Genomic DNA, 21371 nt, shown 5'->3' on the forward strand with positions numbered 1-21371 from the left:
CTCAGATATGATTGCGCAGAAGGGTGTCGAGATTAAAACAGGCCCGGCGGCTTTGATGGTGACTCAAAGGTTCTCTGTCACGGGTTTTCTGCTTATCGGTAAACCAGACACTGCCGGCGGCACTCTGGGAGCTGCACTCAAGAAAACCGTCGGAGCAGTTATCCAGCCAGTTTTGGGTAGTCTCCAACCCGACCTGGTACTGATAGCCGCCGCAATAGCTGTCGCTGTCCCAAACTGCCGACTCCACGTCCGAGCCGACAACAGCTTCAAAAGGCTTACCCAGAGAAGGGCGCCCGGCTGTGCCGTACAGCCATTGACTGTTGTATTGCGCCATCCAACCCACTTGCTGCTGTTTGACGGCATCGCTGTCGTAACCGAGCAGCCAGCCGAGACTGGTTTCAAACACATTGCCTTGAGTGACGGCATCGGCCAGTGGGGTACCGGCACTGGAAGGAGCCAGCGCTATCACTCGGCTGATGCTGTTGATCACAGCTGGATAACGCCCATCCCAGGTGGGATTGGACAAGACCCAGCGCACTATGTTGCCGCCATTGGAGTGGGTGATGAGGATCAGTTGATCCAGATTGCGGGCGTTGATAAAGCTCTGCAGCTGATCGACCAGACAGCCGGCAGCGGCCTCATCCCACATATATTGTTCGAAGTCACAGTTGATGACCTGATAGTTACTCGGGGTGCTGATACCTTGACGAACTGAATCGACAAACTCGCGGGTCCAGTAATCGTTCAGGGCATCGGTTTGTTTTCCTGTTCCATGGACAAAGGCGACGCCGGTGGCGCCATGACTCAGGGAGCAGACACTACAAAGACCCAACATCATTAGGGTGGTGGATATTTTCATGTCGCATTTCTCTTGTTGATTGTCATTATTTTGTTGAACGGATAAGTATGCTCATCCACTAATTAAGCTAACTTCGATATGTTAAGGCGGCAAGACTTTATGCGGAATATTTGATTGTCTGAAGAGGGTTTAATGTGGGATTGTGTTTTAATTTCAGCTTTGACTTTATTTATCTGCTGCTTTTTCAGATAAATAAAGCCTGATGGAAAACTACTCGGGTTTGAATATTGTCAGTCATCAAACTGTGGTGGTTCGGCCAGAATACGCTCGGCAACTCCCTGCTCATAAAGCCACTCGATACCGGCGGTTATTTCGGCGGCTATCTCAGGATCCCGGCAAGCCAGAAAGCGTGGGGCCTCTTCGAACAGCGATACTTCCCTTACAGGAGGAAGTGAGTCCTTTTTCTCAGCAAGTTTTTGATAGTTATAGGCAAAAATTCGCCTTTCCAACACTATTGCCTCAACTCTATTCCCCAGCAACATAGCCACCTGATTACTCTGATTGGCAATTTCACTGTAATCCGGATTCAGGCGGGCCATCTTGGCAAATTCCGCTCCCAGGTAATGGCTGGCATTTTGAAAGGCCGCCAGGCGTATATGGGCGAGATCGGCGACTTGCTCAATGATTCTCTGGTTATCGGCGAGCAGAAAGATGCTGTTTTGGTAACTGAGCAGGCTCGGGGTGTAGTGCATCCCTTTGAGTCCGGGCGGAGCATTGATAAGACAATCGACCTGGCCGGCCAACAGCAGCCGCAAGGCGCGTTTGGGGGGCGTAAAAGCGATATCTCCCAAGGTGAGTTGCCTGTGTTGCAAGGCTTGTTTCAGTAACTGGTATTGGATGCCGTTGTGGCGGTCTTCAGTAAAGAAAGGCGCGATGGAGAAACTGGTGGAAAAGGTCACCGACCGATTGGCCTGCGACTTGGCTTGGGCAAGAGGCATCAGCATGAGTACAGATAGCAGACAGAGTCGGATCACAGTTGGCCTTGGGTTACTGGGTATCAGGTGTAATTATAATTCGGTTCCTGGGGCCTATAGGCTGTTTGCCTGTTTTACTGCCCATTGGTTGCTGAACATCTCTTTCGTTTGCAATATCACACTTAAAGAATTTTTTATTAAATCATAAGATTGCCATACAAAAAACAATAAAAGGGCAGATTTGCCTGTAAACCCATATAAGTCAATTGCATTGGTTGAATATAACGGATAGATTGAAACTGTTATCCAAAACAAGAGATTCTTATCAATAGCCGGAGTAGTGTGACATTTATGTATTACCAGAATGATGATGTACGGATTAATGAAGTTAAAGAGTTACTGCCACCGATAGCCATTCTGGAACGATTTCCGGCAACCGAGCGCGCTTCCTCAACTGTCTTTAAGGCCAGGGAAAATATTCACAGAATTCTTCAGGGACAGGATGATCGCCTGCTGGTGGTGATAGGGCCATGCTCTATTCACGACCCTGAAGCGGCGTTGGAGTATGGTGCGCGTCTGGCCAAGCTCAGAACGGCCTATCAGGATCAACTGGAAGTGGTGATGCGGGTTTATTTTGAAAAACCCAGAACGACAGTGGGCTGGAAGGGGCTGATTAACGATCCATACATGGATAACAGCTTCAAGCTCAACGACGGCCTGAGAACTGCCCGCAAATTGCTGCTCGAATTGAATGACAACCAGGTGCCAACCGCGGGTGAGTTTCTCGATATGATTACCCCGCAGTATATGGCCGACCTCATGTGTTGGGGCGCCATCGGAGCCCGTACCACAGAGTCCCAGGTTCATCGGGAGTTGGCATCGGGCCTCTCTTGCCCTGTGGGATTCAAAAACGGTACAGATGGCACCATCAAGGTGGCGATAGATGCCATTGGGGCCGCCAGTGCGCCACACCATTTCCTGTCTGTGACCAAGTTTGGCCATTCGGCGATTGTGTCAACCAAGGGGAATGATGACTGCCATATCATTCTGCGCGGTGGACGCGAGCCCAACTACAGCTCGGCCCATGTGGCCCAGATATGTTCTCAGCTTGAGAGTGCCGGTCTGAAACCCAAGGTGATGATTGATTTCAGCCATGCCAACTCCAGTAAGGACTTCCGGCGTCAGATGTTGGTCGCTGAAGATGTTTGCGGCCAGATTGCCGCCAAACAGCAGGCAATTTTTGGGGTGATGGTGGAGAGTCATCTGGTGGAAGGACGTCAGGATCTCAAACCCGGACAGCCACTTTGTTATGGCCAGAGCATTACCGATGCCTGCATAGGTTGGGATGATACAGAGAGACTGCTGTCAATGCTCAACGACAGCGTGCTTAAACGCCGTCAGGGTTGAATGTTTCTACTACAAAAATAAAGGCGCCATCGGCGCCTTTATTTTTGGGCTTGCTGTGCCAAATATTCGTTGGCTTTGGCCAGACTGCCAAAGGAAGCTATCAGGTTGTTACGGCCTTTTTCCTGGATCTCGGGGTTGCCTGATTCGATCATCATCCATACCCAGGTTTGGATCAGCGGCAGGGGCGGGTATTGAACTTTTGAATCCAACATAAGATTTCCTTCAAAATATACGGTAAAAATCGGTGCGGGCCGGTTTGTTTGACATTTTTTGAACACTTGTTGCTGCCCGTACTCAATAGCTGGAAAGAGTACCAAATTCTTTTTTCATGCATAACCATCTTTCGCTTCTTTGAGGTGATTTTGGCGATAAAAATTCCGTTACTAGTTATTTAGTCTAGGTCTAATGTTATTTTTGTAATTCTAAAGTGCTAGTTGCTGTGATTATTTCCGAGTGGGCAGCCAAACAGATCGCAGACTTGAGTCCTGGTCACTGTTACACTCGAGTCACTCTTTTCCCCTGGCAAGATGTATGCGTCCAACTCTCTACTTTGAAGGTCCCGTCGATAAGCTCAACTGGCAAGTGCTCAAACTTCTCTGGCCCTATCTGCTGGAATACAAGGGCCGGATTATCCTGGCGCTGTTGTGTCTTGTTGTGGGAAAGCTCGCCAGTGTCGGCTTGCCTTTCCTGTTGAAGCATTTGGTAGATGGCCTTGGCGGCGAACAAACTGCGCAGCTGTTGGCCGTGCCCTTGGCGCTGGTTTTGGCTTATGGCGGCTTGAGATTGGTTAATGCACTCACAGGGGAGATCAGGGATACCCTCTTTGGCAGGGTAACAGAGAGAGCGATACGGCGCCTGGGGTTGCAGGTATTTGAACATCTGCACCGGCTGGATCTTGGGTTTCATCTCGACAGACGCACCGGCGGATTATCGAGGGACATAGAGCGTGGCACCAGCGGCATCAGTTTTCTGATGCGCTTTATGGTGTTCAACATAGTGCCTACCCTGCTGGAAATCCTGATGGTGGTGGCCATTTTGCTGTGGAATTACGGCATCTGGTTTGCGCTGATTACCTTCTGCTCCGTGTTGGCCTATGGCATGTTCTCTGTGATAGCCACCGAGTGGCGCACCGCCTATGTACGTGAGGCGGCAAAGGCCGACTCTGTATCCAATACCCGTGCTATCGACAGTTTGCTTAACTATGAAACCGTCAAGTACTTCAATAATGAAGCCTATGAGGCGAATGAGTATGACAAGGCTTTGGCGGATTGGGAGGTGGCCAAACGCAAGAATCGCCTGTCGCTGTTTGCTCTCAATGCCGGTCAGGCCACAATTATTGCTGTTGCCATGACCTTGATGCTGGGGCTCGCGGCTTTTGAAGTGACCCGGGGGCAGATGACAGTGGGTGATTTTGTGTTGATCAATGCCTTTATGATGCAACTCTTTATGCCGCTCAACTTCCTGGGTTTTGTGTATCGTGAGATTCGTGGAGCCTTGGCCAATATTGAAAGGATGTTCTCGCTGCTGGATAAGACTCCGCTGGTAAAAGATAACCCAGTGGCCAAGGATATCGTGCCGACAGAGGGCAGAGTCAGTTTTGACTCGGTTGGCTTTGGCTATGGTGACAGGGAGATACTCAAGGGCGTGAGTTTTGAGATAGAACCCGGGCAGAAGGTGGCTGTAGTGGGTGAAAGCGGCGCCGGTAAATCGACGTTGGTACGCTTGCTGTTCCGTTTTTACGATGTCAGCCAAGGGGCGATTCGGGTCGATGGTATAGATATTCGCGACATGACCCAAGATGCACTGCGCCGGGCCATCGCCATAGTGCCTCAGGATACAGTGCTGTTTAACGATACTCTGTTTGAAAACATTCGCTATGGCCGCCCCGATGCTTCTGACGCCGAGATTTGGCAGGCGATAGAGTTGGCCCATCTGAAGCAGTTTGTTGAGACATTACCACAGCAGGCTCAGACCAAGGTGGGTGAGAGAGGCATGAAACTCTCCGGCGGTGAAAAGCAGCGAGTGGCTATTGCCAGGGCGATATTGAAGCGCTCGCCGATACTGATCTTCGATGAAGCCACCTCGTCACTGGACAGCCGCTCCGAGAGGGCTATTCTCAAGGCGCTCGATGAAGTTGCCAAGGGCCATACCAGTCTGGTGATTGCCCACAGGCTGTCGACTGTGGTGGATGCCGATAAAATCTTAGTGTTGCATCAAGGTCGGTTGGTTGAGTCCGGCACCCACGACCACCTGTTGGCCGCCGATGGATATTATGCTCGTTTGTGGCGGATCCAGCACACAAAACAGGCAGATGAGTCGGTGCAAGTTCAGCATTGATTCAGGCTGGCTGCCGCATACTTGATGCTCCGAAGTAGCGTCAGCCTGGGGGCAGCACAGATGGAAAACATTGTATTGCAGGTCAATATCGAAGGAATGCAGGACAAAGTCCGTACAGACTGGAACAGTTTGGCAGATAATCTGAAAAAGCGGGGTATGGACGAAGTTGCCCTCAATCAACTGCATACTGAGTTACGTGCTGGACTGAGAGTTTCCACCCGCGGCCTGACTCTGTCTATGGTATCTGCGGAAACCTTTAATGCGGCGTTGGAAGGGATTATCAGTGAGTCAAGAAAGCAGGCTCAGTCGCAAGGGGTTTTGCGCAGCTGAGCCTGAGTTGATCCTATTTCTTGGTTTGGTTGCGGTCGGCTTGCCAGCCGTCGCACAGTAGGTTGAAACCATTTTTCGCTTCGTTTACCGGCGTCAGTTCAGTTATTTTACCGCCGCGATAACAGAGCATCTCTCCCTCAATCTCAATCAAACGGCTGCAATTCTTGCAGCTGAGCGATGCAGTTTTGCTCGTTTCCGGCTTGGGGACCTGACTGACAAATGTCATTTTCACTTCAAAATCCTCTGGAAGTGGCAAGTCTTGACTAGGAGTAAGATCTTACCACTTTTGTGACATAACGCACAATCTACCCACTATTATACTTTAGTGACAGCTAAATTATCTTTATTGATCGAAGTGAGCGTAATATTTATCCAAGGACACAGACAGACCATTTTGAGTGACGACTCTGACATGATGTGGCTTGAGCTGTCTTGGGTCACTGACTCCACAGGAATGGGCCAGCATCCCCAGGTCATGGTGTAATGCCTTGTTGTAGTTGGCGACTCGGGTGGATTTGTCTCTGGGATCCAAACCCTGTTGCAGCTTCTTGTTGTGGGTGGTTATCCCGGTAGGGCAGGTATCCTTGTTGCACTGCAATGCCTGAATACATCCCAGCGCAAACATGTTACCTCTGGCAGAGGCGATGAAGTCTGCGCCAAGAGCCAGTGCCCAGGCGACTCTGGAAGGGGTGATCAGCTTGCCCGAGGCAATCACTTTAATCCTCTGCTTCAATCCATGGCGGCGAAGATGATCCACCAGCAATGGCAGACTCTCTTTCAGCGGCAGGCCAACGTAATCCATCAGAGTTTGCGGCGCCGCGCCTGTGCCGCCATCGGCGCTGTCGAGGGTGAAGAAGTCGGGAGCCGATTCATGGCCGCGTTGGTTAATCTCTTCCAGAAAATCTTCCAACCAGTGGATATCACCCAAGACTGCCTTGATCCCTGTGGGTTTGCCTGTCACTTGCCTGACTCTGGCTATCATGTCGAGAATGTCGCCGACATGGTGAAATTCAATATGACCATTGGGACTGATGGAGTCCTGTCCGACAGGGATGCCGCGAATGGTGGCTATCTCTTCGGTTACTTTCACCCCGGGAAGAATTCCGCCTTTGCCTGGCTTGGCTCCCTGACTGAGTTTGATTTCGAACATCTTCACCTGAGAGTGAGCGGCCACTTCCCTGAGCTTGTCATCATCCAGGTGGCCTTCGGCATTGCGAACACCGTATTTGGCGGTACCTATCTGAAACACCAGATCGCAATTTCCCTTGAGATGGTGGGCGCTGAGGCCGCCTTCCCCTGTGTTGAGCCAGCATCCTGCCTGAGCCGCACCATGGGAAAGGGCGGTAACAGCCGGGCGGGAGAGGGCGCCAAAGCTCATGGCGGAAATATGGCAAATGGCGCTGGTGGCAAAGGGATGTTCACAGTCCGGGCCAATAACCACAGGCGTTGGTGGCACAACGTCTTGATCCAGCGTTGGGAAGGCCGTATTCATAAACATGATACTGCCGTTGGCTTCCAGTGGCCTGGTGGAGCCGAAGGCTATGGTGCGATCAACATTTTTCGCCGCCCGATATACCCAACTACGCTCGGCGCGATTAAAGGGAAGTTCTTCCCGATCGAGGGCAAAAAAGTACTGGCGGAAGAATTCGCCCATTTTCTCGAAGAAATATCTGAATCGGCCTACAACAGGGTAGTTATGCCGCACCGCCTGCTTGGTTTGCATCACATCGGCGATATACATGTAAGTGATCACCAAAAGCCCTAAGCCGACGACTATCAGAAACAGGCCGGAAAACAGTTCCAGCCCCCACATAAACCAGTTTTGCTCGCGCATCTTCTATCCTTATTGACTGCCAAAGTGGGTGGTTACCAGGCCTGTGGGCCCCTGTTCTCCCAAGGTGAGAATAAACAGTTGGTCGTATTGCTGCTCATTCAGGCTAACCAGGGGGCCACCCAGAGCCTTAATGATGGCCGGAACTGTATTGCTGTGGCCGGCGATCAGCACATTGCCTTGGCTGGCTTTAACCGCATCAGCTATGGCATTGATGTGAGCCTCCAAGCCGGCTTTGGCTGGAAACACTTCTATCCTGAGTTGTTTGGCTGTTGCAATCGGCGCCAGGGTTTCCTGAGTACGGCGAAACTCACTCGACATTAGCCTTTGCAGTTGGGTGTCCCGTAATGCCTCGGCTAGAGCCTCGGCTCGCGCTTTACCGGCGGCTGTCAGCCCGGGATCGGTTCCCTGGGCTTTTTCCGCGTGCCTAACCAGAAATATGGTTTGATTGGTGTCAGCGGCAAGGGATGGCAAGCTAAAAAACACAGAAAGACAAAGCAGTAGGAAAATTCTTACCATTTTTATTTCCTATCAAATACTTAAATAGCATGCGGGATCATAGCTCAGACTATCGGTCTGGGTAAACAATCGCTAAACTAATTACTGAACTGGTCGATAATTAACCTGAGATACGCTTTTCATACGAGGAAACCAAGATGGAAATCCGCAATCATGGCGCTCAGGTATCTGAGGTGGCCAAGGACAAGACCCAACAACTGGACGGGAATCATGGCAAGGCGGTATCTGAAGTCGCCAGCAGCAAGAGCGCCCGCCATGTCAGCCAGCAGTTGATGAATAACGCTATTCTGGCGGCGCAGGAGGAGGTAAGCCTCAATAGCGGCAACGAACCCATGAGTCTCTTATATCGCGCCGCGATTGAGGCCATCAATGAAGAACTGGCACCTTACATGGGGGAAAATGCCCTGCAGCAGGTGCAGGATCAGCAGATAGATACTTCTCCCGAGGCCACGGCCGACAGAATTGTCAGTTTTGCCACTCAGTTCTTCAGTGTCTACCAGCAGCAAAATTCCAGCATGGACTTTGACAGTCAGCTGTCCGGTTTTATGGACGTTATAGGCGGCGCCATAGATCAGGGCTTTAAAGAGGCGACGGATATTCTCTCCGGGCTCAAGGTGCTGGAAGGCGATATCAAGGCCGGGGTAGATGAAACTTACTCCCTGGTACAGCAAGGGTTGCAGGCATTCAGAGACAGCTTTAGCACAGAGCAGGAATAATTGAGCTCACGCGAAACCTTACCTGCAGATAACACCCCTCACTATGAGGGGTTTTTGTTGGCTGAATATGGAGTTATGCTGCAATAATCGTCTTGTGTTACCTTAAGGAGAAGCTATGTGGACTGAAGGCCGGGTCATTGAGCGTATCGATTGGAACAGCAAGTTATTCAGCCTGAGGATAGCCGCCGAGATAGCGCCGTTTATTGCCGGCCAGTTTATCAAACTCAGTCAGGTGCGGGATGATAAACGTATCGCCCGGGCCTATTCTCTGGTGAATGCCCCCGGGACTGACTATCTTGAAATACTGGCGGTGGCGGTAGATCAAGGCCAGTTGTCGCCAGACCTGCAATCTTTGCAGCCGGGTGACAGTATTAGTGTGACAGACAAAGCCACCGGCTTTATGACCCTGGATGAGATCCCTAAAGGGGAATTACAGGGGCGCCACCTGTGGTTTTTGGCAACAGGTACTGCTGTGGGGCCGTTTCTTTCCATGCTGGATACTCAGGAGCCTTGGCAACGGTTTGATAAAGTGGTTCTGGTTTACGGGGTAAGAGAAGTGCAGGATCTCGCCTATCTCGATAAGATCCGCGGCTATCAACAGACCTATCACGAGCAATTTGTGTTTGTGCCCAGTGTCACTCGTGAAGACTTTGACGGTGCGCTGCGTTGTCGCATCCCGGATGGGTTGCAAAGCGGTGAGATAGAGGCCAAGGCCGGGCTGAGCATAAGTGCAAAGGACTCGCAATTGATGCTTTGTGGTAATCCCGGAATGATCCAGGGGGCTACGGCGGCACTTATCGATAAAGGCTTGGCCAAAAACCTGCGCCGGGCCCCCGGACAGATAACAGTCGAAAAATACTGGTAACAGGAGAGTCTGGATGCAGCTCTATTACTCTACAGCTTCGCCTTATGCCCGCGTGGTCAGGGTCATTGCCCGCGAGCTGGGTTTGGCGCTGGATGAAAAGCCGGTCAATCCCTTCGATAACAGTGACGAGTTACTGTCAGTTAACCCCTTGGGGAAAATTCCCTGTCTGCTTTTGGACGATGGCGCCGCAATGTTCGACAGCGAAGTCATTGTCCGCTTTCTGGACGACAGATTCGGCCAGGATCGTTTCTTTGGGCCATCCAGAAACTGGGCCTATGAGTGTCAGTTCTCACTGCTCAAAGGCGCGCTGGATAGCGCCGTTGGCTTAAGGCAGGAACAGATGCGTGAAGAGGAGGGGGTTCGTTCTCCTTTCTGGAGCGGCCGTTTCGAGCAGGCCCTGCTCAGAGCCTTGATGGAGGTGGAGCGTCAGGGAATCATCGCGAGCGGTCCACTCGATGCCAGGCAGGTGCTGCTATTGGTGCTACTCGAATACCTTGATTTTCGTCATCCGGATCTCGATTGGCGTAAAGTAGTGCCTGCCCTGGCACACTGGCAGGAATCGGCGTCACTCAGGCAGAGTTTCCGAGATACTCGTCCTGGATGATTTCTCGGTAATTTGCGGTTTGGCCAAGTCCGAGTAACGCCTGCCCTTGGGGTTGTCCCTGCGGTTGGTTTCACCGAAGGCACCGTAGAGATCATGGCTCATGCCATAATCCAGCCGTCGGTCGCTGAAGGGAACCCTTCTATCTTCATGATGTTGATACTTGCAGTCGCATTGGCTGCAATCACACTCAGGCAAGGGAAGCTTGGGCGCCTCCTTCGACAAAAAACGCTTGCCTTCAAGCACTCTTATCGCCTGGCAGGCAGTTGGTGTCAACATTATGGAGACACAGTGATACTGCTTTTCCTGCGGCGTAACAGGTTTGGCCAGCCGTCGCTTTCCTGGCCTTAATCTGTGGCGGAACAGAAACAATATCAGTAGCAAAGACACCACAGCCAGCAAGATTTCCAACATATCCAAGGCGTTTTCCCCCTCGCCATGCATGGGTTTTAAGGTTCAGTTTAGTTTAGTTTGCGACAATTCGGCCGATTCCAATCGCTTTGCTCCCAGCCGCTGCCATTCTGTCTATTTCATTTGTATTCCCCTTGCCAGAATTTTTGCACTAGGCTGAAAATAAAGTGGATTAGAAATAGTTCTCATTAAATTACTCATCCCAATATGGAGTGCCGAAGAATATGAGCTACAAAACAGGTCTGATACTTTGCAGTGCGTTGGCCGCATCCAGCGTGACGCTGCCGGTGGCCGCCGCCGGTGAGGTGACGGTTTATTCCTATCGTCAGGAGTTTTTGGTCAAGCCCATTCTGGATGACTTCAGTCAGGCTACCGGGGTGAAGGTTAATTTTGTGTTTGCCAAAGATGGCATCGCCGATAGATTGGCCCGTGAAGGACGCTTATCACCGGCGGATCTGGTGCTGACGTCTGACTTTTCCCGGTTGCAGGAATTGGTGGACAAGCAGTTGGTCAAACAGGTGGAAAGCGACACGCTCAAGCAGAATATTCCGGCCCAATACCGGGATCCAGAAGGAAACTGGTACGCCCTAACCATGAGAGTGCGTAATCTCTATTCCAGCAAGGAGCGCCTCGGGCCGCTGGCGATCAACTATGAAGACCTGGCCGATGCCCGCTACAAGGGCAAGGTTTGTATGCGTAGTGGCAAGCATCCCTACAATATAGCGCTGGTGGCCTCCATGATAGCCCACCACGGTGAAGCCGATGCCAAGAGTTGGCTTCAGGGACTGAAGAGTAACTTGGCCCGTAAGCCTCAGGGTAACGACAGGGCGCAGGTGCAGGCGGTGAAAGAAGGCTTGTGTGATATCGCCATCGGTAACAGCTATTACTATGGCAAGATGCTGCAAGACCCCAAACAGCGGCCATGGGCCGAAGCGGCAGTGATCAACTTCCCGAACCAGGAAAATCGCGGTGCCCATATCAATGTCTCGGGTATGGCGCTGGCCAAGCATGCACCTAACTCGGCCGATGCCCTCAAGTTGATGGAGTATCTGTCTTCGGATGCCGCCCAACAGAGTTATGCCGAGGTCAATATGGAATATCCGGTCAAGGTCGATGTGCCTGTCTCAAAACTGGTGGCATCCTGGGGGGACTTCAAAGCCGATGACTTGCCTGTCTACAAATTGGCAGAGCACCATCAGGCGGCGCTGAGACTGCTCGATGAGGTTAAGTTTGATCTCTGAGCTTGAAGGCGTTTCTGCAAAGGTTATGGGGGAATAGCGGTGATCCTGACCTTCTCCAGAGGCTGGTCGTGGGCGGGGTTTACCGTCTGCGGCCTTATGGTGGCGCCTTTGCTGGCGCTGGTCATGCAGGCATTAGAACCGGGCGAAACCCGCTTTGGGCAGATGTTTGCCACTGTGTTGCCGTCATACATAGCCAATACCTTCTGGCTGATGTTGGGGGTGAGTGTCGGCAGTCTGCTTTTGGCGGTGCCGGCTGCCTGGCTGGTGGCACGCTGTGAGTTTCGGGGTCGGCGCCTGTTCCAGTGGGCTCTGTTGTTGCCGCTGGCCATGCCGGCCTATATCGTCGCTTATGTGTATACCGATCTACTGGATTATGCCGGGCCTGTGCAACGGTTTTTACGCGCAAGTTTTGGTTGGCAATCGGTAACCGACTACTGGTTTCCCGATATTCGAACTCTGGGCGGCGCCACTGTGATGTTGTCGCTGGTACTCTTCCCCTACGTTTACCTCTTGGGGCGCACTGCGTTTCTGGAGCAATCCTTAAGTTTGCAGCATGCAGCCAAGGTGATGGGCTGCTCGCCATGGCAGAGTTTCTGGCGTTTGTCTCTGCCAATGGCGCGCCCGGCGCTGGCGGCCGGTGTCGCCCTGGTAGCCATGGAAACCATGGCTGACTTGGCGACGGTCAATTATTTTGCGGTATCCACCCTGACCACGGCTGTCTACGACACCTGGCGAGCCTATGGTGACTTGGCGGCCGCGGCTAAAATTTCGCTATTGATGTTGCTTGGGGTCTTTACTCTGTTTGCGCTGGAGCGTATGGCGAGGCGTAAACAGCAATTATTTCAAAAACAGCTGTTGCTTGAGGCACCAGAGCCATACCGGCTTAAAGGTTGGCGTGAGTGGCTGGCGCTCGGCTACTGCTCGCTGTTGCTGCTGTTGGCCTTTGTTTTGCCATTTGTCATTCTCGGCAGTTACGCCTTGGATTACTGGCAGCAGAGCTGGAACAGTGACTTTTGGCAGTACAGTCTCAACAGCCTAACGGTCGCCGCCATCAGCAGTGTATTGTGTTTGCTTTTGGCTATCCTCTTGATGTTCATTCGCCGCCTGAGCCCGAGAAAGTGGGACATGTTGCCATCCCGTCTGGTCAGTACCGGCTATGCACTGCCGGGCACAGTGCTGGCGATTGCCGTGCTTATTCCGCTGACCTGGCTTGATTTCAGAATCGATGATCTCTATGCCCTGTTCGAGCGCCAAGGCCCGGGGCTCTTGTTCACCGGCAGTATCGCCGCCCTGGTGCTGGCGTTTTGTATTCGCTTTGCCGCCATCGCCATCGGCAGCATAGAGAGCAGTTACAAACGGTTGTCGCCTTCTCTCGACATGGCGGCCATCAGCCTGGGCAAGACACCGGGTAAAGTACTGGCATTAATCCATCTGCCACTGCTGCGCAGCGGTATTTTTGCCGCTCTGCTGCTGGTATTTATCGAGGCGATGAAAGAGTTGCCGGCTGCCTTACTGCTAAGCCCTGTCGGGTTTCACAACCTGGCTACCCAAGTGTTCCAATACGTCTCCGATGAGCAGTTGGAGCAGGGGGCGCTGGCGGCTATTGTCATTGTGTTGGTGGGGCTGGTGCCCTTGATTTACCTCAACCGTTCGCTGGAGCAAAACAACTGATGTCGACCCTGAGTGTCAAGCAACTCCACAGCCATTATGGCGCCCTGCAGGTGCTCAAAGGGCTGAGCATTACCTTGCAAGCCGGTGAAATTGCCGCCCTGCTCGGACCCAGTGGTTGTGGTAAAACGACTCTGCTCAGAGCCATTGCCGGACTGCAGCCGGTCTCCGCCGGTGAAATTCATATCAGCGGCCGTGCAGTAACCACGGATAAGCTACAGGTTCCGGGAGAGGAGCGTGGCGTGGGGATGATCTTTCAGGACTATGCCCTGTTTCCCCACTTGACGGTCGCGCAGAATATCCTCTTTGGTGTCAAGGGATTGAACAAGGCGCAGCGTCTGAGCCGGCTCGAGGAGATGCTGGATTTGGTCAAGCTCCCGGGGCTTGCTGAACGTTATCCCCACGAGTTGTCCGGCGGTCAACAGCAAAGGGTGTCGATTGCCAGGGCGCTTGCCTATGAGCCTGAACTGCTGTTGTTGGATGAACCCTTCTCCAACATAGATGCCCAGGTCCGCGGCGAGCTGATGCTGGAGATTCGTGCGATCCTCAAGAGCCGTAACGTCAGCGCCGTATTTGTGACCCACAGTAAGGATGAAGCCTTTGTTTTTGCCGATACCCTGGCGCTGTTTGAAGATGGAAAAATAGTGCAGCAAGGCAGTGCTGAAACTCTCTATGCCAACCCGGTCAATCGCTATGTGGCGGACTTTCTCGGCAGCGGTAATTATCTTAAGGCCCTGGTCAGCTGCGAACACTGTGTCGATACTCAAATCGGTCGACTTAAAAGCTCTTTGCCCCATGGTTTGCCACTGAACTGGCAGGGCGAGTTGTTGCTGCGGCCACAGCAGTTGGAGTTACGACCCGACGAACAGGGCCTGGCCGTGGTTACCGAGCGGCGTTTTCTGGGCAATGTTTGCCATTATGATGTGCAGCAAGAGGGCGTCATACTCGAGGTTCGTAGTCATCAGGTACAGTTTTCTCCAGGGCAGAGAGTCAGGCTGTCGGCACTGGAACATCCGTTGGTGTTGTTCGGTAATGGCTGTTAACAACAATTGTTTCATAAGTTTGCTGTGGGTGATAATTTGTTTGTCTCTGTGTTATACCAAGCAATCGGTTTGATCGAACTCATCATAGGTATTCACTGAACCCCGGACTCGCCCATGCGCCGCTCCGGGATGAGAGCGGAGGCGAGATGCATAACTACAGCAATAATAAAATGCAGGACGCACAAGGGATACGGAATATCAGCAACAACTCATGTCGTCAGCTGTTACTCGGCGTCATCGGGAGTTTGGCTGTTTTCTGCAGCACGGGAAGCATGGCGATGGACAGAATCACGGGCGCGGCCTTTGCGAGCCGCTCTGAAGTCTATGCGGTCAATGGCATGGCGGCAACCAGCCAACCACTGGCGACTCAGGTGGCGGTCGATATTCTTAAGCAAGGAGGCAGTGCCGTAGATGCCGCTATTGCTGCCAATGCCATGCTGGGGTTGGTTGAGCCTACGGGTTCAGGCATAGGCGGCGATCTTTTTGCCATTGTCTGGAGCGCCAAAGAGCAGCGGCTCTATGGGCTCAATGCGTCTGGCCGCAGTCCGGCTTCTTTGACGCTGGAGATGCTCAAGGCCAAAGGGCTTGAGCATCTGCCGCCTTATGGGCCTTTGCCCGTATCCGTGCCCGGTGCCGTGGATGGCTGGTATGAACTGCATGACAAGTTCGGCAAATTGCCCATGAAGGATAACCTGGCACCGGCTATTCATTATGCCCGTGAAGGATTTCCGGTTTCCGAGCTCATAGCCTTCTATCTGGCTCGCAGCGGTGACAAGCTGGCCAAATACCCGGGGTTTAAAGAAACCTATATGCCAGGCGGCCGCATGCCGGCCGTCGGTGAATTGTTTCGAAACCCAGCTTTGGCAAACAGCTATGAAAAAATTGCCAAGGGGGGCCGGGATGTCTTTTACAAAGGAGAGATAGCCCGCAGTATTGCCGCTTATATGCAACAACAGGGCGGTTATCTTTCCTATGAAGATCTCGCTTCTCACAAGAGTGAGTGGGTCGAGCCTGTATCGGTTAATTATCGGGGCTATGATATCTGGGAGCTGCCGCCCAACGGCCAGGGAATAGCGGCACTGCAGATCCTTAAAACCCTGGAGCCATTTAATCTCAAGGCCATGGGGCTGGACAGCGCCGAATATGTGCATCATTTCGTGGAAGCAAAAAAGCTGGCGTTTGCCGACCGAGCCAAGTTCTACGCCGACATGGACTTTGCCAAAGTGCCGGTAGCCTCACTTATCTCCAAAGAATACAACTACGCCAGAGCCAAGCTTATCGATGCTGACAAAGCCGCCGCCAGTGTTGAGCCGGGTAATCCCAATCTTTTACACGGTGATACCATCTATCTCACTACCGCTGATAAAGAAGGCAATATGGTGTCTCTCATCCAGAGCAATTATCGTGGCATGGGCTCAGGCATGACGCCTCCGGATTTGGGATTTGTGTTACAGGACAGGGGCCAGCTGTTTGATCTCACTCCCGGGCGTGCTAACTCCTATGCACCGGGTAAGAGACCGTTTCATACCATAATTCCGGCCTTTGTCACCAAAGATGGCAAGCCTTGGCTCAGCTTTGGCGTCATGGGGGGAGCCACCCAACCCCAGATGCACGCTCAGATCATGATTAATCTGATTGATTTTGGCCTCAACCTGCAGGAGGCGGGCGATGCTCCAAGAATACTGCATACAGGTTCTAGCCAACCGACCGGCGAGCAGATGACAGATGGCGGTTATATCAGTCTCGAGTCGGGCTTTTCCATGGAGACCCGCCGTGAGCTGATGAAAAAGGGGCATACTTTGAGTGATTCTCTCGGAGCTTTTGGTGGTTATCAGGCCATAGGCGTCAATGTTGAAAGCGGCGTTTATCGGGGAGCGTCCGAGTCCCGAAAAGACGGGCAGGCATCAGGTTATTGAAAGCAATCGGCAAAAACGTGCGTGAGCTAATTCAAATTAATGCTCAAGTTGCGGATAATAAGGCCGAAGATGAATTAATCTGAAAGGGTAGATTGCAAATGGATACACAGGTTATGCCACGGGAACAACTGGGAATCTGCGCTGAGGGAAATCTGCACAGCGTTTATCTGATGTTCAATGCCAACGAAGGCGGAGAGTCACAACTGCGTCCTTGCCTGGCCAATGTCGCCCAGTATTTGTATGAGCTGGCAGATCAGTATGCCGACAGTGCCTTTAACGCCTTTGTGGCGATTGGTGCCAACTTTTGGGATCACCTCTATCCGGGAAGCAGACCGGCTGAACTCAGGCCGTTCCCTGCTATGGAGTCGGGTAACCGGGATGCGCCGGCGATAGAGTTCGATATTTTTATTCACCTGCGTTGTGATCGCCTGGATATTCTTCATCTGGTAGCCAATGAGGTCAACGAAATGCTGGAAGGGTTGGCTGAACTGGAAGAGGAGGAGCGCGGGTTCCGCTTTATGGACAGCCGCGATCTGACCGGTTTTGTCGATGGCACAGAAAACCCCAAGGGCAGAGGCCGTCAAGCTGTGGCCCTGGTAGGTGATGAAGACGATGCATTTCGCGGCGGTAGCTACATTCATGTACAGAAATATGTCCATAATCTGAGTAAGTGGCACAGACTGCCGCAGAAAAAGCAGGAAGACATCATAGGCCGCACCAAGCAGGACAACATAGAGTACGCCTCGGAAGACAAACCGCTGACGGCACATATCAAGCGGGTAAATCTCAAGTATGACAATGGTGAGTCGATGGAGATCCTGCGTCAGAGCATGCCCTATGGTTCTGTAAAACAGCAGGGTTTGATGTTTATTTCCACCTGTAAGACACCTAACCATTTTGAAAAGATGCTTCACAGTATGGTTTTCGGTGACGGAGAAGGACACCATGATCACCTGATGCACTTTACTCAGGCGGTAACTGGTTCCTCTTTCTTTGCCCCATCTCTGGATTTCATGATCCAGTTTGATGATTAATAGCGCGATAAAAACAAAAACGCCCCTCATTGAAGGGCGTTTTTTTATGGCATTTTCAACTCAGTCTGTGTAATTGAACAGCGACTTCACTGTTTCCAGAGTTTCATCAATGGTCTTGATGCTGGAAGGGCAGATGAAAATAGTATCATCACCGGCGATAGTGCCCAGAATACCTTCTGGCTTGCCGATGGAGTCCAACAGCCTGGCAATTAACTGCGCCGCCCCCGGGCTGGTACGCACCACTATCATGGCTTGGTTATGATCCACATCCAATACCAGATTCTTCAGCGGGCTGCCGGCGGTAGGTACCCCTAGTTCAGCCGGTAAGCAGTAGACCATCTCCTGCTTGGCGTTACGAGTGCGCACGGCACCGAACTTGCTCAGCATGCGCGAGACTTTGGACTGGTTGATATTGGCAAAGCCTTCGGCTTGCAGTGCATTGACTATTTCACTCTGGGAGCCGAAGCGCTCCTCTTTAAGCAGAGCCTTGAAGGTTCTGATTAGCTCATCCTGATTTTTGCTTGCTTGCATTATCTTCTTCTGTCGTTATTCAGAAAATCCCGGTCATTCTGCATATCAAACGGATAAGTGTCAACAAATACCCAAGATGTCTGCATAAAAATGCAATGCAGGTCATTTGGTGGGTAAAAGAAGCCTCAGTGGGCAGTAGAAAACGCTGAAGTTAATTCAGCTTTTGATGAAACAGAGTCATATGACTAAGGGATAATTGCTATTTTTGTGACGATCCTTTAATGTTGCGCCATCACAGAATTAGATCTATGTCACACATAATTCCGAGAATTGACGGAGATAACTATGAAAGTTGCTGTACTTGGTGCTGCTGGTGGTATCGGCCAGGCTCTTGCCCTTCTGTTGAAAACCCAATTGCCTGCCGGCTCTCAGCTGTCACTCTATGATATCGCCCCCGTAACGCCTGGGGTTGCCGTGGATCTGAGCCATATCCCGACAGCAGTTGAAGTTAAAGGTTTTGCCGGTGAAGACCCAACGCCTGCACTGGAAGGTGCCGATGTGGTGCTGATTTCTGCCGGTGTTGCCCGTAAGCCGGGCATGGATCGTTCTGATCTGTTCAATATCAATGCCGGTATCGTCCGTAACCTGATTGAAAAAGTGGCCGCGACTTGTCCCAAGGCGCTGATCGGTATCATCACCAACCCAGTGAACACCACTGTGGCCATTGCTGCTGAAGTACTGAAAAAAGCCGGTGTTTACGACAAGAACCGTCTGTTCGGTGTGACGACTCTCGATGTCATCCGCTCTGAAACCTTTATCGCCGAAGCCAAAGGGCTGAACGTCGCCGATGTTAAAGTCAATGTGATTGGCGGCCACAGCGGTGTGACCATTCTGCCTCTGTTGTCTCAGGTTGAAGGTGTCAGCTTCTCTGATGAAGAAGTTGCTGCCCTGACCAAGCGTATTCAAAACGCCGGCACTGAAGTGGTGGAAGCCAAAGCCGGTGGTGGCAGCGCGACTCTGTCCATGGGCCAGGCCGCTTTCCGTTTCGGTCTGTCGCTGATCCGCGGTCTGCAGGGGGAAGCCAATGTGATCGAGTGCGCCTATGTTGATGGCGGCAGTGAGCACGCTGAATTTTTTGCCCAGCCAGTGGTACTCGGCAAGAATGGTATCGAAAAGGTTCTGCCGTATGGAGAGCTGAGTGCGTTTGAAACCAATGCCCGTGACGCCATGCTGGATACCTTGAAGGCGGATATCAAACTGGGTGTAGACTTCGTTAAGTAAGTCAACTTCAGTGAATAAAAAGGAGCGCCGCGGCGCTCCTTTTTGCTACTTGAACTTGTTCGACTCTGGCCTTGCTGGCTAGTTTCTTTGGCAAAACAGCCGAATTCTTTCCTGCTGCTCCTTTATCTGCGCCTGCCGTTCTTCTTCTGTCATCTTAATCATTTCTCCGGAGGCCTCATCTTTACGTTGTAGTCTGGTGTGGGTATTGAGTACATCCAATTGGAATTTGGCCTTATCACAAATAGCCTGAGCCTGGGCCGCATCTTTCTCCTTGATCAATTTGGCCTGTTTCTCAGACTCAGTTTCCTGCACAACGTCATCTTTTCGCTGCGGCGCGACCGTGCCAATTCTGGCGGGTTGCAGATTTTGGCTGTCCAATTCGGTGGCCTGTTGTTGTGGCGGCGGCTCTTGGCTGTAGTGGGTAACGCCATTTTCATCGACCCAAGTATAGATGGGCGTTGCCGAGGCAGCGTTGGCTCCGAGTAATGCCAGCAGAGCCATAAATAGGCTGATCCTTATCATTGTCTGTTTCCGTTTCTGCAGGGTGAGCTTGTCTGAGCAAGTGTGTTATCTTTGCCGCTATAGACCTTTATTACACCATCAGGTTAAGTGTATGCAAAATTTATCCAAGCCAACAATAAAAACCCGTGGCATCTATCTGTTACCCAATCTGATGACAACGGCAGGATTGTTCTCGGGCTTCTATGCTGTTATCGCTTCCATGAATGGGCACTTTGAGGCATCGGCTATTGCTGTATTTGTTGCCATGTTATTCGATGGACTGGATGGTCGTCTGGCGCGTTTGACCAACACTCAGAGTGCCTTTGGTGCCGAGTACGACTCGATGGCAGATATGGTGTCCTTCGGTATGGCTCCGGCCTTGATAGCCTATAACTGGGGGCTTTCTGAATTGGGCAAAATAGGTTGGCTGGCGGCCTTTGTCTATTGCGCCGGTGCTGCCTTGCGTCTGGCGCGCTTCAATACCCAAGTAGGAGTGGCCGATAAACGTTTCTTCCAAGGTCTTGCCAGTCCGGCCGCAGCGGCTCTTATTGCCGGCAGTGTCTGGCTGGGGCAGGGCTACGGCGTCTCAGGGCATGATATAGGTATATTGGTGGCCCTGGTTACGGCCGTTGCCGGTCTGTTGATGGTGAGTAATTTCCGCTATCACTCCTTTAAAGAAGTCGATTGGCGTGGCAAGGTGAACTTCCTAGTGATCTTGCTGGTAGTGGCCGTATTTGTGGTGATCTCGGTCGAGCCTGCATTAATTCTCTGTCTGCTATTTTATCTCTATGCTCTCTCGGGGCCTGTGGTTACCATTCGCAGTGTTAGAAAACTCAAGGTGTCTCATGTCGTTGGTGATGACGATGAGGCAGATGACTGTGATGGCAAAGCATCAAGTGCAGAGAACTCTTCCATTTCCCATGCTCGAGATAACAAAGATAGCGATAACAAAGAGAGCGCCGAAGAAAAAGAAGATACGGGAGATAAAGCGAGCCAAGACAAGCTCAAGTCATGAATCTCTCTTGAAAGTGAAAACTTTGGGCTGCCACTCAAAAGGCTTTTACTCTGCAAAGCGGCAAAATATGTGCTAAACCTAGATCCCACCTTGAGTGAAATAGTCTTGTGAAGACTCGTTTCACTCGGGCAACGGAACCCAACTTGCTAACTGTTCGACTCAAGGACGTAAGTTCGGGCATAGGTTCGGCATAGGTTTGGCATAGCTTCGAGCAGAGATGCAGAGGATTGATATCACTTTGACGAGCAACTCTGGTTAGTGAGCAAGTCAGCTTGCATAGCAATCTCAGTTGGTTCAAGTTACTCATCAAGATGAAAAGGGACTTTAGGGTAATATCTATGTTGCTCAAAGGTTGGTTTTGCCCTGTTGATGCCTAAATAGTGTTCGCTTGGTGTGATTCTGCAAAAATCC

General features: G+C 51.7%; 22 protein-coding genes. 13 read left to right on the top strand and 9 right to left on the bottom strand.

Annotated elements, in window-relative coordinates:
• Window position 1: 1 nt before the first annotated feature.
• Both HCX89_RS17350 and HCX89_RS17355 read right to left on the bottom strand, forming a co-directional pair.
• Window positions 2-859 carry a hypothetical protein gene (locus HCX89_RS17350; protein ID WP_025011517.1) on the bottom strand — a complete coding sequence of 286 codons (858 nt, stop codon included), beginning with the start codon at window positions 857-859 and terminating at the stop codon, window positions 2-4.
• 230 nt (window positions 860-1089) lie between these two features.
• Entirely contained in the window at window positions 1090-1833 is a 744-nt protein-coding gene (locus HCX89_RS17355) for a transporter substrate-binding domain-containing protein (protein WP_144132784.1), read from the bottom strand.
• Window positions 1834-2124: 291 nt separating this feature from the next.
• Between HCX89_RS17355 and aroG the strand changes: the two genes are divergently transcribed.
• Window positions 2125-3180, top strand: coding sequence for a 3-deoxy-7-phosphoheptulonate synthase AroG (aroG, locus tag HCX89_RS17360; RefSeq protein WP_044733847.1), 1056 nt, complete (start codon window positions 2125-2127; stop codon window positions 3178-3180).
• A gap of 38 nt (window positions 3181-3218) precedes the next feature.
• Here aroG and HCX89_RS17365 read toward each other — a convergent pair whose 3' ends face one another.
• Window positions 3219-3392, bottom strand: a complete 174-nt coding sequence (locus HCX89_RS17365; protein WP_096142315.1) for a hypothetical protein — start codon at window positions 3390-3392, stop codon at window positions 3219-3221.
• A gap of 319 nt (window positions 3393-3711) precedes the next feature.
• On the opposite strand from HCX89_RS17365, the gene HCX89_RS17370 reads away from it, so the two are divergent.
• Entirely contained in the window at window positions 3712-5517 is a 1806-nt protein-coding gene (locus HCX89_RS17370) for an ABC transporter ATP-binding protein/permease (RefSeq protein WP_107353212.1), read from the top strand.
• A gap of 60 nt (window positions 5518-5577) precedes the next feature.
• Window positions 5578-5847 (top strand): hypothetical protein, encoded by a 270-nt coding sequence (locus HCX89_RS17375; protein ID WP_025011513.1) that lies wholly within the window; start codon window positions 5578-5580, stop codon window positions 5845-5847.
• 13 nt (window positions 5848-5860) lie between these two features.
• On the opposite strand, the gene HCX89_RS17380 is transcribed toward HCX89_RS17375, so the two are convergent.
• From HCX89_RS17380 to HCX89_RS17390, 3 genes are all read right to left on the bottom strand, one after another.
• Entirely contained in the window at window positions 5861-6079 is a 219-nt protein-coding gene (locus HCX89_RS17380) for a hypothetical protein (protein ID WP_025011512.1), read from the bottom strand.
• A gap of 111 nt (window positions 6080-6190) precedes the next feature.
• Window positions 6191-7681, bottom strand: coding sequence for an FMN-binding glutamate synthase family protein (locus tag HCX89_RS17385; protein ID WP_025011511.1), 1491 nt, complete (start codon window positions 7679-7681; stop codon window positions 6191-6193).
• A gap of 9 nt (window positions 7682-7690) precedes the next feature.
• Window positions 7691-8197, bottom strand: coding sequence for a phosphoglycerate mutase family protein (locus HCX89_RS17390; RefSeq protein ID WP_037466670.1), 507 nt, complete (start codon window positions 8195-8197; stop codon window positions 7691-7693).
• 137 nt (window positions 8198-8334) lie between these two features.
• Between HCX89_RS17390 and HCX89_RS17395 the strand changes: the two genes are divergently transcribed.
• The 3 genes from HCX89_RS17395 to HCX89_RS17405 all read left to right on the top strand — a co-directional run bounded on the left by HCX89_RS17395 (window position 8335) and on the right by HCX89_RS17405 (window position 10382).
• The gene (locus tag HCX89_RS17395) at window positions 8335-8913 is read left to right on the top strand and encodes a DUF5610 domain-containing protein (RefSeq protein ID WP_044733869.1); all 579 of its coding nucleotides are present in this window, start codon (window positions 8335-8337) and stop codon (window positions 8911-8913) included.
• A 115-nt stretch (window positions 8914-9028) separates the two neighbouring features.
• On the top strand, window positions 9029-9778 hold the full coding sequence (locus tag HCX89_RS17400; protein WP_044733870.1) for a ferredoxin--NADP reductase: 750 nt from the start codon (window positions 9029-9031) through the stop codon (window positions 9776-9778).
• 13 nt (window positions 9779-9791) lie between these two features.
• Window positions 9792-10382: a glutathione S-transferase N-terminal domain-containing protein gene (locus HCX89_RS17405; protein ID WP_144132786.1), complete on the top strand. Its 591-nt coding sequence runs from the start codon at window positions 9792-9794 to the stop codon at window positions 10380-10382.
• Here the strand turns inward: HCX89_RS17405 and HCX89_RS17410 are convergent.
• Window positions 10344-10799, bottom strand: coding sequence for a hypothetical protein (locus HCX89_RS17410; protein ID WP_174840155.1), 456 nt, complete (start codon window positions 10797-10799; stop codon window positions 10344-10346). The genes HCX89_RS17405 and HCX89_RS17410 overlap by 39 nt on opposite strands.
• 215 nt (window positions 10800-11014) lie before the next feature.
• Here HCX89_RS17410 and HCX89_RS17415 point away from each other — a divergent pair, with 215 nt between their 5' ends.
• From HCX89_RS17415 to HCX89_RS17435, 5 genes are all read left to right on the top strand, one after another.
• On the top strand, window positions 11015-12031 hold the full coding sequence (locus tag HCX89_RS17415; protein ID WP_109248542.1) for a Fe(3+) ABC transporter substrate-binding protein: 1017 nt from the start codon (window positions 11015-11017) through the stop codon (window positions 12029-12031).
• A 39-nt stretch (window positions 12032-12070) separates the two neighbouring features.
• Window positions 12071-13702 (top strand): iron ABC transporter permease, encoded by a 1632-nt coding sequence (locus tag HCX89_RS17420; RefSeq protein WP_109248543.1) that lies wholly within the window; start codon window positions 12071-12073, stop codon window positions 13700-13702.
• Window positions 13699-14742, top strand: coding sequence for an ABC transporter ATP-binding protein (locus tag HCX89_RS17425; RefSeq protein ID WP_174840164.1), 1044 nt, complete (start codon window positions 13699-13701; stop codon window positions 14740-14742). The genes HCX89_RS17420 and HCX89_RS17425 overlap by 4 nt, the downstream gene beginning before the upstream one ends.
• A gap of 272 nt (window positions 14743-15014) precedes the next feature.
• Window positions 15015-16658: a gamma-glutamyltransferase gene (gene ggt / locus HCX89_RS17430; RefSeq protein ID WP_226685229.1), complete on the top strand. Its 1644-nt coding sequence runs from the start codon at window positions 15015-15017 to the stop codon at window positions 16656-16658.
• A 98-nt stretch (window positions 16659-16756) separates the two neighbouring features.
• Window positions 16757-17692, top strand: coding sequence for a Dyp-type peroxidase (locus tag HCX89_RS17435; RefSeq protein ID WP_025886988.1), 936 nt, complete (start codon window positions 16757-16759; stop codon window positions 17690-17692).
• A gap of 60 nt (window positions 17693-17752) precedes the next feature.
• On the opposite strand, the gene argR is transcribed toward HCX89_RS17435, so the two are convergent.
• Entirely contained in the window at window positions 17753-18223 is a 471-nt protein-coding gene (gene argR, locus HCX89_RS17440; protein ID WP_025012091.1) for a transcriptional regulator ArgR, read from the bottom strand.
• A 285-nt stretch (window positions 18224-18508) separates the two neighbouring features.
• Between argR and mdh the strand changes: the two genes are divergently transcribed.
• Window positions 18509-19444, top strand: coding sequence for a malate dehydrogenase (gene mdh / locus HCX89_RS17445; protein WP_025012092.1), 936 nt, complete (start codon window positions 18509-18511; stop codon window positions 19442-19444).
• Window positions 19445-19522: 78 nt separating this feature from the next.
• On the opposite strand, the gene HCX89_RS17450 is transcribed toward mdh, so the two are convergent.
• Window positions 19523-19966 (bottom strand): DUF4124 domain-containing protein, encoded by a 444-nt coding sequence (locus tag HCX89_RS17450; protein WP_025890175.1) that lies wholly within the window; start codon window positions 19964-19966, stop codon window positions 19523-19525.
• A gap of 91 nt (window positions 19967-20057) precedes the next feature.
• On the opposite strand from HCX89_RS17450, the gene pssA reads away from it, so the two are divergent.
• The gene (pssA, locus tag HCX89_RS17455) at window positions 20058-20960 is read left to right on the top strand and encodes a CDP-diacylglycerol--serine O-phosphatidyltransferase (RefSeq protein ID WP_028780121.1); all 903 of its coding nucleotides are present in this window, start codon (window positions 20058-20060) and stop codon (window positions 20958-20960) included.
• Window positions 20961-21371 lie beyond the last annotated feature (411 nt).

This window comes from Shewanella sp. Iso12, assembly GCF_012030025.1.
GTDB classification, from domain to species: domain Bacteria; phylum Pseudomonadota; class Gammaproteobacteria; order Enterobacterales; family Shewanellaceae; genus Shewanella; species Shewanella algae.

Coding starts and splice junctions, on each gene's coding strand:
- HCX89_RS17350 (WP_025011517.1), bottom strand. CDS start 859: ATGAAAATATCCACCACCCTAATGATGTTGGGTCTTTGTAGTGTCTGC.
- HCX89_RS17370 (WP_107353212.1), top strand. CDS start 3,712: ATGCGTCCAACTCTCTACTTTGAAGGTCCCGTCGATAAGCTCAACTGG.
- HCX89_RS17450 (WP_025890175.1), bottom strand. CDS start 19,966: ATGATAAGGATCAGCCTATTTATGGCTCTGCTGGCATTACTCGGAGCC.
- pssA (WP_028780121.1), top strand. CDS start 20,058: ATGCAAAATTTATCCAAGCCAACAATAAAAACCCGTGGCATCTATCTG.
- HCX89_RS17435 (WP_025886988.1), top strand. CDS start 16,757: ATGGATACACAGGTTATGCCACGGGAACAACTGGGAATCTGCGCTGAG.
- HCX89_RS17365 (WP_096142315.1), bottom strand. CDS start 3,392: ATGTTGGATTCAAAAGTTCAATACCCGCCCCTGCCGCTGATCCAAACC.
- HCX89_RS17390 (WP_037466670.1), bottom strand. CDS start 8,197: ATGGTAAGAATTTTCCTACTGCTTTGTCTTTCTGTGTTTTTTAGCTTG.
- HCX89_RS17385 (WP_025011511.1), bottom strand. CDS start 7,681: ATGCGCGAGCAAAACTGGTTTATGTGGGGGCTGGAACTGTTTTCCGGC.
- HCX89_RS17415 (WP_109248542.1), top strand. CDS start 11,015: ATGAGCTACAAAACAGGTCTGATACTTTGCAGTGCGTTGGCCGCATCC.
- mdh (WP_025012092.1), top strand. CDS start 18,509: ATGAAAGTTGCTGTACTTGGTGCTGCTGGTGGTATCGGCCAGGCTCTT.
- aroG (WP_044733847.1), top strand. CDS start 2,125: ATGTATTACCAGAATGATGATGTACGGATTAATGAAGTTAAAGAGTTA.
- HCX89_RS17395 (WP_044733869.1), top strand. CDS start 8,335: ATGGAAATCCGCAATCATGGCGCTCAGGTATCTGAGGTGGCCAAGGAC.
- argR (WP_025012091.1), bottom strand. CDS start 18,223: ATGCAAGCAAGCAAAAATCAGGATGAGCTAATCAGAACCTTCAAGGCT.
- ggt (WP_226685229.1), top strand. CDS start 15,015: ATGGCGATGGACAGAATCACGGGCGCGGCCTTTGCGAGCCGCTCTGAA.
- HCX89_RS17405 (WP_144132786.1), top strand. CDS start 9,792: ATGCAGCTCTATTACTCTACAGCTTCGCCTTATGCCCGCGTGGTCAGG.
- HCX89_RS17375 (WP_025011513.1), top strand. CDS start 5,578: ATGGAAAACATTGTATTGCAGGTCAATATCGAAGGAATGCAGGACAAA.
- HCX89_RS17400 (WP_044733870.1), top strand. CDS start 9,029: ATGTGGACTGAAGGCCGGGTCATTGAGCGTATCGATTGGAACAGCAAG.